Below are 13,597 nucleotides of genomic sequence, written 5' to 3' on the forward strand. Positions count from 1 at the left end.
AATGCCCCGATGCTGTTGTCTCACTATCTGCGCGGCCGCGGTGCCGCATGGGCGCTGTCCTTGTGCCCGATCTGGTTGGGCTTGCTGGGGTGTGCGCCGTCGCTCGACTGGCGAGAGATCAAACCCGACGACAGCGACGCCATCGCGATGTTTCCCTGCAAACCGACCACCGACGCTCGCATGGTGAGCCTGGCGGGCGCGCGTGTGCGCATGGTGCTCGTGGCCTGCCGCGCGGGCGACGCCACCTGGGCGCTGGCCTTTGCCGATATGGCCGACCCGGCGAAGGTGACACAGGCTCTGCAAGACCTGCGCAGCGCGAACGCCAGCAACCTGAAGGGCACGCCGACGGTGATCGGCGAGATGCGCCTGGCCGGCATGTCACCCAACCCGCAGGCCGAGCGGGTGCGAGTCCAGGGGCGTTTGCCCGCCGGTGATGAGGTGGTGCTGGAAAGCGGCTTCTTCGCGCGCGGGACGCGCGTCTACCAGGCCACCGTGATGGGCAAGGCTGTCGATGCCGAAGCGCTGGCGACCTTCTTTGACGGGTTGAAGCTGCGATGAGCCTGTCCAGGCGCACGGCGGCGCTGGTGTTCCTGAGCTTCGCCTTCGCCTATTTCCCCTCGGCGCTGGTGCGCGGGGTGGTGGCCACGCTGGCGCCCGCCTTCAGTGCCGAACTGCAGCTCAGCGCGAGCGAGCTGGGACTGCTGGCGGGGGCGTATTTCCTCGGCTTTGCGGCCATGCAGCTGCCGCTTGGCAGTGCGCTCGACCGCTACGGCCCCAAGCGGGTGTTGTTGGTGTTCCTGGCGGTGGCTGTGGTGGGCTGCAGCGCATTTGCGCTGGCCGAGAGCTTTCTCGCGCTCACGGTCGCGCGGGCGCTGATCGGCGTGGGCGTGAGTGCCTGCCTGATGGCGCCGATGACGAGCTTTCGCCGCACCTTCGGGCCAACGGCGCAGATGCGTGCCAATTCGTGGATGTTGATGACGGGGTCGCTGGGGCTGATCGCGTCGACCCTGCCGGTGCAGTGGTTGTTGCCGGTGGTCGGCTGGCGCGGCCTTTTCTGGGGCCTCGCCGTGCTGTTCGTGTTGGTGATCGTGTTGATCCTTCGCGCGGTGCCGCCCGATCGGCTCGAGGAGGAGCCTCTGCCCGCTGCCGTGGGGGGTTATGGGGAGGTCTTTCGCCACCCGGTCTTCGTGCGCTACCTGCCGATGGCCTTTTTCCAGTACGGCGGCCTGGTGGCCCTGCAGTCGCTCTGGATCGGGCCCTGGCTGACCCGCGTCTGCGGCTGGACGCCCGAGGAAACGGCGGCCGGCCTCTTCGCCATCAACGTGGCGATGCTGCTCGCCTTCATGGCTTGGGGCTTCGTGGTGCCTCGCCTCTACGCCCACGGCTGGACCGCCCATGCGCTCATCGCCCGTGGCATGCCGTTGCCGGTGATCGTGCTGGTGCTCGGCGTGGTGCTCGGGCCGGAGGCGACGGTCTGGGTGTGGGGGCTCTTCTGCGTCACCAGCACCTTCGTGTCGCTCTCGCAGCCCGCCATCGGCCAGGCATTTCCCGCTGCGCTGGCGGGGCGAGCGCTGTCGGCGTACAACCTGGCGATCTTTGCCGGCGTGTTTGCGCTGCAGTGGAGCATGGGCGCGGTCGTCGACGGCCTGGTGGCTGCGGGTTGGAGCACGGTGTCGGCCTTCCAGGGGGCATTTGCGTTACTGGCGGTGTGCTGCAGTCTTTCCTATGTGTGGTTTTTGTGGCGACGCGAACCCGCGCTGGCCGTCACGGCTGCCGTGACGGCCAAGTGAACCCTCTCATAATTCCCCCATGCCCGGCCTGCTGATCATTGCCCATGCGCCCCTCGCGACTTCGCTGAAGGCCGTGGCTCAGCACACCTTTCCCGATTGCGGTGGGCGCCTCAAAGCGCTCGACGTGCTGCCCGACCAGTCGGTCGAAGAGATCGAAGCCCGGGCGCGCGAGCTGCTGGCGGAGCTGAGCGAGCCCGATGCGGTGATCTTCACCGACGTCTTCGGTGCCACGCCCTGCAACGTGGCCCAGCGTCTGGCCGACGGCTTGCATGTGAAGGTGATCGCCGGCGTCAACGTGCCGATGCTGTGGCGCTCGCTCTGCTACGCCGACGAGCCGCTCGATGCGGTGGTGGCGCGGGCGGTGGCCGGTGCCACTCAGGGTGTGATGCAGGTGGCCACGTCCAAGCCGCAGAACCAAGCCTACAAACCGGGTGCCAATGATCAAAGCAAACATCAGCATCAGCAATAAGCTGGGCCTGCACGCCCGCGCGTCGGCCAAGCTCACCAAGCTCGCGGGCAGCTTTCAATCCGATGTCTTCATGACCCGCAATGCCCGCCGGGTGAATGCCAAGAGCATCATGGGCGTGATGATGTTGGCGGCTGGGCTCGGCGCCGAGGTCGAGATTGAAACCTCCGGCCCCGACGAGCAGGCCGCGATGGACGCGCTCTGCGCCCTCATCAACGACAAGTTCGGCGAAGGCGAGTGACGGTTCAAGCGCCGAGGAAGTGCTTGCGATAGCGGGCGGGCAGGTCCTCGATGCGCATGAGCATCGGCAGGTCGGCGGTGTTGAAGTCCGGGTCCCACGCGGGAGCGCCCAGCACCTTCGCACCGCAGCGCAGGTAGCCCTTGATGAGCGCCGGTGCTTCCACATCCAGGTTGTGCTGCAGGTCATTGACGGGTAGCGGCAGGCGCGGCGTGACCTGAAGCTCGATCGGCGCCATGTGCGTGTGGCGCAGTTGCTCCCAGAGGCTTGCGGCGTAGTGGCCGCCATCGCGCATGCTGACGCTGGCGCAGCCGATCATGGTGTCCAGCTTGTTTCGCACCATGAATTCGGCCAGCGCCCCCCACAACGCCATGATCGCGCCGCCCGAGCGCCAGGCCGGGTGAACGCAGGAGCGGCCCAGCTCGACCATCTTCGAGCGCAGCGGGCGCAGGCGGGTGAGGTCGAATTCGGTTTCGCTGTACAGGCCGCCCACACGGCGGGCCGATTCCGGCGTCATCACACGGTAGGTTCCGATCACCTGGCCAGCTCGGCCGTTTTCGCCCGGAGCGCGCACCAGCAGGTGTTCGCAGAAGGGGTCGAACATGTCGATGTCGTGGCCTTCCGGGGAGCCGGCGGGCACGCTCAGGCGTGCGCCCATCTCTTCGGCGAAGACCAGGTGCCTCAGGCGCTGCGCTTCGCGGATTTCACGCTCATCGCGTGCCCAAACCACTTCAAACCGAGGCGCGTGAGCGCTGGCAGGGTGGGCAGCGTCCGAGCGTGGGTGAAGTGACCTCCGTGGCGCGTCGGTGCGCAGGGCCGAGATCGGCAAGGTCGGCAAGGGAAGGTCACGCATGGTGAGTCGCTCCTGGTGAAACTGCGAGCATGGTTCCGGAGTGGCGTGACGCCGTCATGAAGCCGTCATGACGCGGCCATGACAGGCTCGCGGGTCGGCCCCAAGGGGGTCATGCGAATGGCGCTGCTAGGATGGTTCGCATGAGCTTTCAGGTCTTTGGATTGCCCGTCTCGCGCGGCGTGGCCATCGGCCGCGCGGTGCTGGTGGCTTCGAGCCGCGTCGACGTGGCGCACTATTTCATCGACGAGGCGCAGATCTCCGCCGAAATCGAACGGCTGCGCGCGGCCCGCGACGAGGTGGCCGAGGAACTCAGCAACCTGAAGCGCGACCTGCCCGCCGATGCGCCGGGGGAGTTGTCTGCGCTGCTGGATGTCCACCTGCTGCTGCTGCACGACGAAACCCTTGCGGATGCCACCAAGCAGTGGATCCAGGAGCGGCACTACAACGCCGAATGGGCGCTCTCGGCCCAGCTGGAGGTGATCGCGCGCCAGTTCGACGACATGGAAGACGACTACCTGCGCGAGCGCAAGGCCGATCTGGAGCAGGTGGTCGAGCGGCTGCTGCGGGCTCTGGCGCGGGGGGCGACTGGGAACCACACGCCCGCGCCTGGCGTCGGGCCGCGGGATTTCGCGGGGGAGGACCCGCTCGTGCTGGTCGCCAACGACATCGCGCCGGCTGACATGCTGCAGTTCAAGCGCAGTGTCTTCACCGGTTTCATCACCGATGTCGGCGGGCGGACCTCCCACACGGCCATCGTGGCGCGCAGCATGGACATCCCGGCGGTGGTCGGGGCACGTGAGGCCAGCCACATCATCCGGCAGGACGACTGGGTGGTGATCGATGGTGACAGCGGCATCGTGGTGGTCGACCCGTCGCCGCTGCTGTTGGAGGAGTACAGATTCCGCCAGCGCCAAAGCGGTCTCGAACGTGACCGGCTCGCCCGTCTGCGCCACACCCCGGCCGTCACGCTTGACGGCGAGCGGGTCGAGTTGCAGGCCAACATCGAGCTGCCTGGAGACGCGCCCGCCGCGCTGGAAGCAGGGGCGGTGGGGGTGGGCCTGTTCCGCAGCGAATTCCTCTTCATGAACCGCAATGGCGAGTTGCCCGGGGAAGAGGAGCAGTTCGAGGCCTATCGCTCTGCGGTGGAAGCGATGAAGGGCCTGCCCGTGACCATCCGCACCGTTGACATCGGGGCGGACAAGCCGCTGGACCGGCTGAGCCAGCCGAGCTGCGCCACGAGCATGCGCTGAACCCTGCGCTTGGGCTGCGGGCCATCCGCTGGAGTCTGTCGGAGCCGGGAATGTTCCGGCAGCAGCTGCGCGCGATCCTGCGCGCGGGGGCGTTCGGCAAGGTGCGGCTGCTGATTCCGATGGTCGCGCACCTCAGTGAGGTACGCATGGCGCTCGAAGCGATTGCGCGAGCGAAGCAGCAATTGGCCGATGCGGGCCGGCCCCACGGCGACGTGGAGGTTGGCGCGATGATCGAAGTGCCTGCCGCGGCACTGGCGCTGTCGACCTTGCTGCCGCACTTCGATTTCGTGAGCGTGGGCACCAACGACCTCATTCAATACACGCTTGCCATTGACAGAGCCGATGAGGCGGTTGCCCATCTCTATGACCCGTGGCACCCGGCCGTGTTGCAGCTCATCGCCAAGACGATCTCCAGCGCACGCGCTGCTGGCAAGGGCGTGAGCGTCTGTGGCGAGATGGCTGGAGATCCAGCTTTCACAGAACTTCTTCTGGCCATGGGGTTGCGAAGCTTCTCTATGCACCCTTCGCAAATCGCCGCGGTGAAGCAACGCGTCCTGCGTGCTGATACGAGGCGACTGGCGCCCCATCTCTTAACCATTCTCGCGAGCGAAGATCCCGAATCTGCGTGTTCGACCCTTTTCGCAAAGTCGGCCCAGTTCGACCCCCTCTGAGCAAAAACTTAGGCCAAGACTTGCGCCCCGCTCGAAATGAGTGCTACAGTCGCGGTCTTCGCTCATCACTGAGGGCTTGCAAACAAGCGTTGGTGGCGAGAAGAAAAAAGAGCAAGTAGTTGACGGCGGCAATCAAAACGCGTCATAATCACAGGCTCCGCTAACAACGCAAGAAGTCGCAAACGCGACGAAAGCATTGAAAGCAAAATAGCTTAGTGGTTGACAGGGTTTTAAAAAGCATGTCAAAATCGCAGGCTCTGCTGAAATAAACTCAGCAACGCAAACGAAAGTCTGCGGGTTCTTTAAAAACATACAGCCGATAAGTGTGGGCGTTTGAAGGCGAGTGCCAAGAGTCGCAAGACTCGAGGTCTACTGGACCTTAAACGCTCATAGAAGTGAAGTTCACTTCAATTCTTTGAGCAAACATTCAAGATCGAACTGAAGAGTTTGATCCTGGCTCAGATTGAACGCTGGCGGCATGCCTTACACATGCAAGTCGAACGGCAGCACGGGAGCAATCCTGGTGGCGAGTGGCGAACGGGTGAGTAATACATCGGAACGTGCCCAGTAGTGGGGGATAGCCCGGCGAAAGCCGGATTAATACCGCATACGACCTACGGGTGAAAGCGGGGGATCGCAAGACCTCGCGCTATTGGAGCGGCCGATGGCAGATTAGCTTGTTGGTGGGGTAAAAGCCTACCAAGGCGACGATCTGTAGCTGGTCTGAGAGGACGACCAGCCACACTGGGACTGAGACACGGCCCAGACTCCTACGGGAGGCAGCAGTGGGGAATTTTGGACAATGGGGGCAACCCTGATCCAGCCATGCCGCGTGCGGGAAGAAGGCCTTCGGGTTGTAAACCGCTTTTGTCAGGGAAGAAACGGTCTAATCTAATAAATTGGACTAATGACGGTACCTGAAGAATAAGCACCGGCTAACTACGTGCCAGCAGCCGCGGTAATACGTAGGGTGCAAGCGTTAATCGGAATTACTGGGCGTAAAGCGTGCGCAGGCGGCTATGCAAGACAGATGTGAAATCCCCGGGCTCAACCTGGGAACTGCATTTGTGACTGCATGGCTAGAGTGCGGCAGAGGGGGATGGAATTCCGCGTGTAGCAGTGAAATGCGTAGATATGCGGAGGAACACCGATGGCGAAGGCAATCCCCTGGGCCTGCACTGACGCTCATGCACGAAAGCGTGGGGAGCAAACAGGATTAGATACCCTGGTAGTCCACGCCCTAAACGATGTCAACTGGTTGTTGGACGGCTTGCTGTTCAGTAACGAAGCTAACGCGTGAAGTTGACCGCCTGGGGAGTACGGCCGCAAGGTTGAAACTCAAAGGAATTGACGGGGACCCGCACAAGCGGTGGATGATGTGGTTTAATTCGATGCAACGCGAAAAACCTTACCTACCCTTGACATGCCAGGAATCCTGAAGAGATTTGGGAGTGCTCGAAAGAGAGCCTGGACACAGGTGCTGCATGGCCGTCGTCAGCTCGTGTCGTGAGATGTTGGGTTAAGTCCCGCAACGAGCGCAACCCTTATCATTAGTTGCTACGCAAGGGCACTCTAATGAGACTGCCGGTGACAAACCGGAGGAAGGTGGGGATGACGTCAGGTCATCATGGCCCTTATGGGTAGGGCTACACACGTCATACAATGGCCGGTACAGAGGGCTGCCAACCCGCGAGGGGGAGCTAATCTCAGAAAACCGGTCGTAGTCCGGATCGCAGTCTGCAACTCGACTGCGTGAAGTCGGAATCGCTAGTAATCGCGGATCAGCTTGCCGCGGTGAATACGTTCCCGGGTCTTGTACACACCGCCCGTCACACCATGGGAGCGGGTTCTGCCAGAAGTAGTTAGCCTAACCGCAAGGAGGGCGATTACCACGGCAGGGTTCGTGACTGGGGTGAAGTCGTAACAAGGTAGCCGTATCGGAAGGTGCGGCTGGATCACCTCCTTTCTGGAAAATAGCGCTCAAATTCTTGCGCCCACGCTTATCGGCTGTCGTTTACAACAGTGTGAAATGTGAGCCGGCCCGTATGGCTCGGATCGTCGCGCTTCACAAGAATCGCGTTGGGTCTGTAGCTCAGTCGGTTAGAGCACCGTCTTGATAAGGCGGGGGTCGTTGGTTCGAATCCAACCAGACCCACCAATCTTTATTGGGGGATTAGCTCAGCTGGGAGAGCACCTGCTTTGCAAGCAGGGGGTCGTCGGTTCGATCCCGTCATCCTCCACCAATTCACAACGATACTCATCGCTGACTCAAGCGTCCGTCGTGGTTGCTTGAGTCAGTGATTCGAAAGAATCGGCTGTTGTTCTTTAACAATTTGTAGAGTCGAAATCAGCGTTGCTGGCGGAAATGCGCTTCATGGCGCTCCGTGCCGTCAGCAACATTTTGATTGCGTCAAATGAACTTCAACTCGCAAGAGATTTGAAGACGGCATAACGCGTAATACTCAATAGACAGTCCTTGACGACGTCCGTAGCAGCGGCGTCAAAATTATAGGGTCAAGTGACTAAGTGCATGTGGTGGATGCCTTGGCGATTACAGGCGATGAAGGACGTGATAGCCTGCGATAAGCTTCGGGGAGCTGGCAAATTAGCTTTGATCCGGAGATTTCCGAATGGGGAAACCCACCCTTAGGGGTATCGCATGATGAATTCATAGTCATGCGAAGCGAACCGGGTGAACTGAAACATCTCAGTAGCTCGAGGAATAGACATCAACCGAGATTCCGAAAGTAGTGGCGAGCGAAATTGGAACAGCCTGCACGTTTTAGCCATTGATTTATCAGAACGGAATGGAAAGTCCGGCCATAGCGGGTGATAGCCCCGTATGAAAAAAGTCGATGGTAGAACTAGGCGTGCGACAAGTAGGGCGGGACACGTGTAATCCTGTCTGAATATGGGGGGACCATCCTCCAAGGCTAAATACTCGTAATCGACCGATAGCGAACTAGTACCGTGAGGGAAAGGCGAAAAGAACCCCGGGAGGGGAGTGAAATAGATCCTGAAACCGCATGCATACAAACAGTCGGAGCCCGCAAGGGTGACGGCGTACCTTTTGTATAATGGGTCAGCGACTTACATTCAGTGGCAAGCTTAACCGAATAGGGAAGGCGTAGAGAAATCGAGTCCGAATAGGGCGTTCAGTCGCTGGGTGTAGACCCGAAACCAAGTGATCTATCCATGGCCAGGATGAAGGTAGGGTAACACCTGCTGGAGGTCCGAACCGACTAGTGTTGCAAAACTAGCGGATGAGCTGTGGATAGGGGTGAAAGGCTAAACAAACTTGGAAATAGCTGGTTCTCTCCGAAAACTATTTAGGTAGTGCCTCAAGTATTACCATCGGGGGTAGAGCACTGTTATGGCTAGGGGGTCATGGCGACTTACCAAACCATTGCAAACTCCGAATACCGATGAGTACAGCTTGGGAGACAGTGCACCGGGTGCTAACGTCCGGACACAAGAGGGAAACAACCCAGACCGCCAGCTAAGGTCCCCAAAATTGGCTAAGTGGGAAACGAAGTGGGAAGGCTAAAACAGTCAGGATGTTGGCTTAGAAGCAGCCATCATTTAAAGAAAGCGTAATAGCTCACTGATCGAGTCGTCCTGCGCGGAAGATGTAACGGGGCTAAGCCAGTTACCGAAGCTGCGGATGCATAGCAATATGCGTGGTAGGAGAGCGTTCTGTACGCCTGTGAAGGTGGATCGTGAGGTCTGCTGGAGGTATCAGAAGTGCGAATGCTGACATGAGTAGCGTTAAAGGGGGTGAAAAGCCCCCTCGCCGTAAGCGCAAGGTTTCCTACGCAACGTTCATCGGCGTAGGGTGAGTCGGCCCCTAAGGCGAGGCAGAGATGCGTAGCTGATGGGAAACAGGTCAATATTCCTGTACCGATCTGTAGTGCGATGTGGGGACGGAGAAGGTTAGCTCAGCCGGGTGTTGGATGTCCCGGTTCAAGCGTGTAGTCATACCCTTTAGGCAAATCCGGAGGGTTTAGATGAGGCGTGATAACGAGGCGGCTTGCCGCTGAAGTGAGTGATACCCAGCTTCCAGGAAAAGCCACTAAGCTCCAGCTACAGACGACCGTACCGCAAACCGACACTGGTGCGCGAGATGAGTATTCTAAGGCGCTTGAGAGAACTCTGGAGAAGGAACTCGGCAAATTGACACCGTAACTTCGGAAGAAGGTGTGCCTTTAGTAGGTGAACCATTTACTTGGGGGAGCCCAATGAGGCCGCAGAGAATCGGTGGCTGCGACTGTTTATTAAAAACACAGCACTCTGCAAAGACGAAAGTCGACGTATAGGGTGTGACGCCTGCCCGGTGCTGGAAGATTAAATGATGGGGTGCAAGCTCTTGACTGAAGTCCCAGTAAACGGCGGCCGTAACTATAACGGTCCTAAGGTAGCGAAATTCCTTGTCGGGTAAGTTCCGACCTGCACGAATGGCGTAACGATGGCCACACTGTCTCCTCCAGAGACTCAGCGAAGTTGAAATGTTTGTGATGATGCAATCTCCCCGCGGAAAGACGGAAAGACCCCATGAACCTTTACTGTAGCTTTACATTGGACTTTGAACAGATCTGTGTAGGATAGGTGGGAGGCTTTGAAGCGGTGCCGCTAGGTGTCGTGGAGCCAACGTTGAAATACCACCCTGGTGTGTTTGAGGTTCTAACCTTGGCCCGTTATCCGGGTTGGGGACAGTGTATGGTGGGCAGTTTGACTGGGGCGGTCTCCTCCCAAAGCGTAACGGAGGAGTTCGAAGGTACGCTAGGCACGGTCGGAAATCGTGCTGATAGTGCATAGGCATAAGCGTGCTTGACTGCGAGACTGACAAGTCGAGCAGGTACGAAAGTAGGACTAAGTGATCCGGTGGTTCTGTATGGAAGGGCCATCGCTCAACGGATAAAAGGTACTCTGGGGATAACAGGCTGATACCGCCCAAGAGTTCATATCGACGGCGGTGTTTGGCACCTCGATGTCGGCTCATCTCATCCTGGGGCTGTAGCCGGTCCCAAGGGTATGGCTGTTCGCCATTTAAAGAGGTACGTGAGCTGGGTTTAAAACGTCGTGAGACAGTTTGGTCCCTATCTTCCGTGGGCGCTGCAAGATTGAGAGAGCCTGCTCCTAGTACGAGAGGACCGGAGTGGACGCACCTCTGGTGTATCGGTTGTCACGCCAGTGGCATTGCCGAGTAGCTATGTGCGGAAGAGATAACCGCTGAAAGCATCTAAGCGGGAAACTCGTCTTAAGATAAGTCTTGCCGGGGCCTTGAGCCCCCTAAAGAGTCGTTCGAGACCAGGACGTTGATAGGCTGGGTGTGGAAGCGTAGTAATACGTTAAGCTAACCAGTACTAATTGCTCGTGAGGCTTGACCCTATAATTTTGACGAATGTCTTTGGGTAAGCAGTTATGCCAGTCTTCAAATTTAAATGAAGCATGCGCAATCAAAATGCTGATTCTTCAGTGAAAACTGAAGGCGACTCTACAAATTGGCTGTTCTGATTTGATCAGAGCAGTGACCGGTTAAGCCTGATGACCATAGCGAGGTGGTCCCACTCCTTCCCATCCCGAACAGGACAGTGAAACGCCTCAGCGCCGATGATAGTGCGGATTCCCGTGTGAAAGTAGGACATTGTCAGGCTATTAATAGAAAACCCCCGCCACAAGTGTGGCGGGGGGTTTTTGCTTTGTGGGTACTTGTGGCGTGAGGCCAAGCAAAACGTGAATAAAGAGCCGCTGATGCGGCTCTTTTGCTTCGTGACTGCCAATTCACGCAGTTGTCGATGCGACTGGGCGCAATTCACGCCTCAAAATCTTGCCCACGTTCGATTTGGGCAGGTCAGTTCGGAACTCGATGTACTTCGGCCGTTTGTACCCGGTGAAGTTCTGAGCGCAGTACTCAAATAGGGCGTCTTCGGTGAGCGTCGTGTCCTTGCGGACAACAAACAACTTGACCACCTCTCCTGATTTCTCGTCGGCCACACCAATGGCTGCGCACTCCAAAACGCCGGGGTGCATGCCAACAACCTGCTCGATTTCGTTCGGGTAAACGTTGAAACCCGAAACCAAAATCATGTCCTTCTTACGGTCGACGATCTTGGTATAGCCGTTGGCATCCATCACGCCAACGTCCCCCGACTTGAAGAATCCGTCGGGTGTCATGACTTTCGCTGTCTCGTCTGGCCGATTCCAGTAGCCCGCCATCACCTGCGGGCCTCGGATGCAAATTTCACCAGGTTCGCCGTACGGCACATCGCGACCTTCGTCGTCACGGATCGCAATGTCGGTGAGTGGCACGGGAAGGCCAATGGACCCAGTAAAGCCTGTGATGTCGAACCGATTGATGGTGGCCACCGGCGATGTCTCCGAAAGCCCATAGCCCTCGACCACCGGGCAGCCGGTGATCTTGAGCCAACGCTCCGCAGTCGCTTGCTGGACGGCCATCCCGCCGCCGTTAGATATTTTCAACCCTGAGAAGTCGAGCTTCGGAAAGTCGGGATGGTTCGCCAGTGCGTTGAACAAGGTGTTCACAGCCGGGAACATGTGAACCTGATGCTTGCGCAGCGTCGCGATGAAGCCGGGGATGTCGCGCGGATTTGGAATCAGCAGGTTCAGAATGCCCAACCGTGCCCCGAGCATGTAGCACGCCGTGAGCGCAAAGATGTGATACAGCGGCAGTGCGCACACCGCCACCATCTGAACGTTGCTATCGATCGTGGCCAGCCGCGGTTGGAACCACGCTTCCGACTGGAGAATGTTGGCGACCACATTGCGGTGAAGGAGCGTAGCGCCTTTCGACACGCCGGTCGTCCCGCCGGTGTATTGCAAGAACGCCACACTCTCCGGCGTCAGCTTGGGACGCTGCAAGGTCTGACGTGAACCTTCGGACACTGCCGCATTGAAGCGGGTCACCGTGCGCCCGTCACCCACGGGCAGACGAAACGGCGGCACCATCTTCTTCACGTTGCGGACGACGAAATTGACCAGAGCGCCTTTCGCCGCGCCCAGCAGGTCGCCCATCGAGGCGAGCACTACATGGCGCACCTTGGTGTTGTCGATCACCTGCTCGAGCGTCTTGGCGAAATTCTCCAGAATGAAGATCGCTTCGGCGCCGGAGTCTTTTAGCTGATGCTCCAGTTCGCGCGGGGTGTAGAGCGGGTTGACGTTCACCACCACGAAGCCGCCGCGCAGAATGGCGGCGATCGCCGGCATGTACTGCAGCACGTTGGGCATCATGATGGCGACGCGTGCGCCGGGTTGAAGCCCTTTGGCCTGCAGCCAGGCGCCGAGCGCGGTCGACATGCGATCAATGTCGCGGAACTTCAGCCCGGCCTCCATGCAGATGGCCGCGGTGCGCTCTCCATATTTGGCGTACGACTCCTCCAGCAATTCGACGAGCGAGTTGTATTGATTGACATTGACCTCTGTCGGGACGCCAGGGGGATAACTCTTCAGCCAGGGTTTTTCCATGCTCTTCACGCCGAGTTTTGACCGCGCGGATGATCCCAGCCGCCGCTCTCGGGTGGCTACGGTAGTTGCACTAGCGCTTGGGTGCCGTCCGCATCTTGTGCGTCGAACAGCGCATTGAGCAGTGCATGCTCGCGGGCGCTCACTGTGCCGAGAAACTCTTGTGCACCCCGCATCGCGAGAAATGTGTCGAATCCGCTTTCCAGGAAACCCTGCAGAGCCGACAGACCCGCCGCGCGGGCGGGCCCGCGCATCATGCGCAGGCTGTGGCGCAGCAGCGGCTTGCGCGTCAGCCTGTCGAGGTCTTCGCCGACCTCCAGCGTCAGCGCGACCTGCCGAGCGCGCTCCGCCGCGCGACCGGTGCCGCGCCACGCGTCCACGTAGGTGCCGGCATCCACTTTCTCACCTGCCAGTTGGCCCGCCATCGCCGAATCGAGCTGCTCTGACAGTGCATGCAGAGCTGCAAGTGTGCCCACCGTCTCGACCACGTCACGTGGAAACAGGCGGACCAGGGCTGGCACCACACGGGCAAACTGGGCATCGCGCTGGCTGAAGTCGCTGGGTCCGTAAAGTTCGTCGAGAAAGAAACGGGCTGCAGCGCCATAGCGCGGCGTCGCCAGCAGGTCCGAATAGGTGTGCGCGAACCGCCGCTGCTGGTAGGACTTGATCGCCTGCACGCGCGCGTGCAGCGCCGGAGACGCCGCTCGGACGCGCCGCTCGTGTTCAACGGTTTGCAGGTGGCCAAGGATCACGGCGGCGGGTGTGGACATCGTTCAGGCGCGGGTTTCCCATGGCGCCGACTAGTCGTGCATCCCTACGGCGCCGTGAAGGAATGATGCAACACTCGCCG

Annotated in this window: 7 protein-coding genes, 2 tRNA genes, 3 rRNA genes and 1 pseudogene; 10 read left to right on the forward strand and 3 right to left on the reverse strand. The window is 59.7% G+C overall.

The window, feature by feature from the left end; genetic code table 11:
- The first annotated feature begins 9 nt into the window (after nucleotides 1–9).
- From LRS03_RS20955 to LRS03_RS20970, 4 genes are read left to right on the forward strand one after another with little or no spacing between them, the layout of a single operon-like run.
- A complete protein-coding gene (locus LRS03_RS20955) occupies nucleotides 10–558 on the forward strand; it encodes a hypothetical protein (protein ID WP_257827880.1) in 549 nt (182 codons plus the stop codon).
- Entirely contained in the window at nucleotides 555–1,790 is a 1,236-nt protein-coding gene (locus LRS03_RS20960; RefSeq protein WP_257827881.1) for an MFS transporter, read from the forward strand. The genes LRS03_RS20955 and LRS03_RS20960 overlap by 4 nt, the downstream gene beginning before the upstream one ends.
- A 19-nt stretch (nucleotides 1,791–1,809) precedes the next feature.
- Nucleotides 1,810–2,259, forward strand: a complete 450-nt coding sequence (locus LRS03_RS20965; RefSeq protein ID WP_257827882.1) for a PTS sugar transporter subunit IIA — start codon at nucleotides 1,810–1,812, stop codon at nucleotides 2,257–2,259.
- Nucleotides 2,228–2,497 carry an HPr family phosphocarrier protein gene (locus LRS03_RS20970; RefSeq protein WP_201806598.1) on the forward strand — a complete coding sequence of 90 codons (270 nt, stop codon included), beginning with the start codon at nucleotides 2,228–2,230 and terminating at the stop codon, nucleotides 2,495–2,497. The genes LRS03_RS20965 and LRS03_RS20970 overlap by 32 nt, the downstream gene beginning before the upstream one ends.
- A gap of 4 nt (nucleotides 2,498–2,501) precedes the next feature.
- Here LRS03_RS20970 and LRS03_RS20975 read toward each other — a convergent pair whose 3' ends face one another.
- Entirely contained in the window at nucleotides 2,502–3,347 is an 846-nt protein-coding gene (locus tag LRS03_RS20975; protein WP_257827883.1) for a GNAT family N-acetyltransferase, read from the reverse strand.
- A 140-nt stretch (nucleotides 3,348–3,487) separates the two neighbouring features.
- Between LRS03_RS20975 and ptsP the strand changes: the two are divergent.
- The 6 genes and pseudogenes from ptsP to rrf all read left to right on the forward strand — a co-directional run bounded on the left by ptsP (nucleotide 3,488) and on the right by rrf (nucleotide 10,921).
- A pseudogene (gene ptsP, locus LRS03_RS20980) lies at nucleotides 3,488–5,268 on the forward strand (phosphoenolpyruvate--protein phosphotransferase).
- Between the two features lie 435 nt (nucleotides 5,269–5,703).
- Nucleotides 5,704–7,234: ribosomal RNA gene (locus tag LRS03_RS20985) — 16S ribosomal RNA — on the forward strand.
- Nucleotides 7,235–7,349: 115 nt separating this feature from the next.
- A tRNA-Ile gene (locus LRS03_RS20990) sits at nucleotides 7,350–7,426 on the forward strand.
- Nucleotides 7,427–7,435: 9 nt separating this feature from the next.
- Nucleotides 7,436–7,511, forward strand: a tRNA-Ala gene (locus LRS03_RS20995).
- A 269-nt stretch (nucleotides 7,512–7,780) separates the two neighbouring features.
- Nucleotides 7,781–10,656: ribosomal RNA gene (locus LRS03_RS21000) — 23S ribosomal RNA — on the forward strand.
- 152 nt (nucleotides 10,657–10,808) lie between these two features.
- A 5S ribosomal RNA gene (rrf, locus tag LRS03_RS21005) occupies nucleotides 10,809–10,921 on the forward strand.
- The 16S, 23S and 5S rRNA genes sit together here with 2 tRNA genes alongside, the layout of an rRNA operon.
- A gap of 128 nt (nucleotides 10,922–11,049) precedes the next feature.
- On the opposite strand, the gene LRS03_RS21010 is transcribed toward rrf, so the two are convergent.
- Nucleotides 11,050–12,750: a long-chain-fatty-acid--CoA ligase gene (locus LRS03_RS21010; protein ID WP_257827884.1), complete on the reverse strand. Its 1,701-nt coding sequence runs from the start codon at nucleotides 12,748–12,750 to the stop codon at nucleotides 11,050–11,052.
- Between the two features lie 56 nt (nucleotides 12,751–12,806).
- Nucleotides 12,807–13,517: a DUF8198 family protein gene (locus tag LRS03_RS21015; RefSeq protein WP_257827885.1), complete on the reverse strand. Its 711-nt coding sequence runs from the start codon at nucleotides 13,515–13,517 to the stop codon at nucleotides 12,807–12,809.
- Nucleotides 13,518–13,597: the final 80 nt, after the last annotated feature.

This window comes from Rhizobacter sp. J219 (assembly GCF_024700055.1).
Lineage (GTDB): Bacteria > Pseudomonadota > Gammaproteobacteria > Burkholderiales > Burkholderiaceae_C > Rhizobacter.

Excerpts from the sequence above, each read along its gene's own strand:
- LRS03_RS21010 (WP_257827884.1), bottom strand. The coding sequence starts at position 12,750 with ATGGAAAAACCCTGGCTGAAGAGTTATCCCCCTGGCGTCCCGACAGAG.
- LRS03_RS21015 (WP_257827885.1), bottom strand. The coding sequence starts at position 13,517 with ATGTCCACACCCGCCGCCGTGATCCTTGGCCACCTGCAAACCGTTGAA.
- LRS03_RS20965 (WP_257827882.1), top strand. The coding sequence starts at position 1,810 with ATGCCCGGCCTGCTGATCATTGCCCATGCGCCCCTCGCGACTTCGCTG.
- LRS03_RS20970 (WP_201806598.1), top strand. The coding sequence starts at position 2,228 with ATGATCAAAGCAAACATCAGCATCAGCAATAAGCTGGGCCTGCACGCC.
- LRS03_RS20960 (WP_257827881.1), top strand. The coding sequence starts at position 555 with ATGAGCCTGTCCAGGCGCACGGCGGCGCTGGTGTTCCTGAGCTTCGCC.
- LRS03_RS20975 (WP_257827883.1), bottom strand. The coding sequence starts at position 3,347 with ATGCGTGACCTTCCCTTGCCGACCTTGCCGATCTCGGCCCTGCGCACC.
- LRS03_RS20955 (WP_257827880.1), top strand. The coding sequence starts at position 10 with ATGCTGTTGTCTCACTATCTGCGCGGCCGCGGTGCCGCATGGGCGCTG.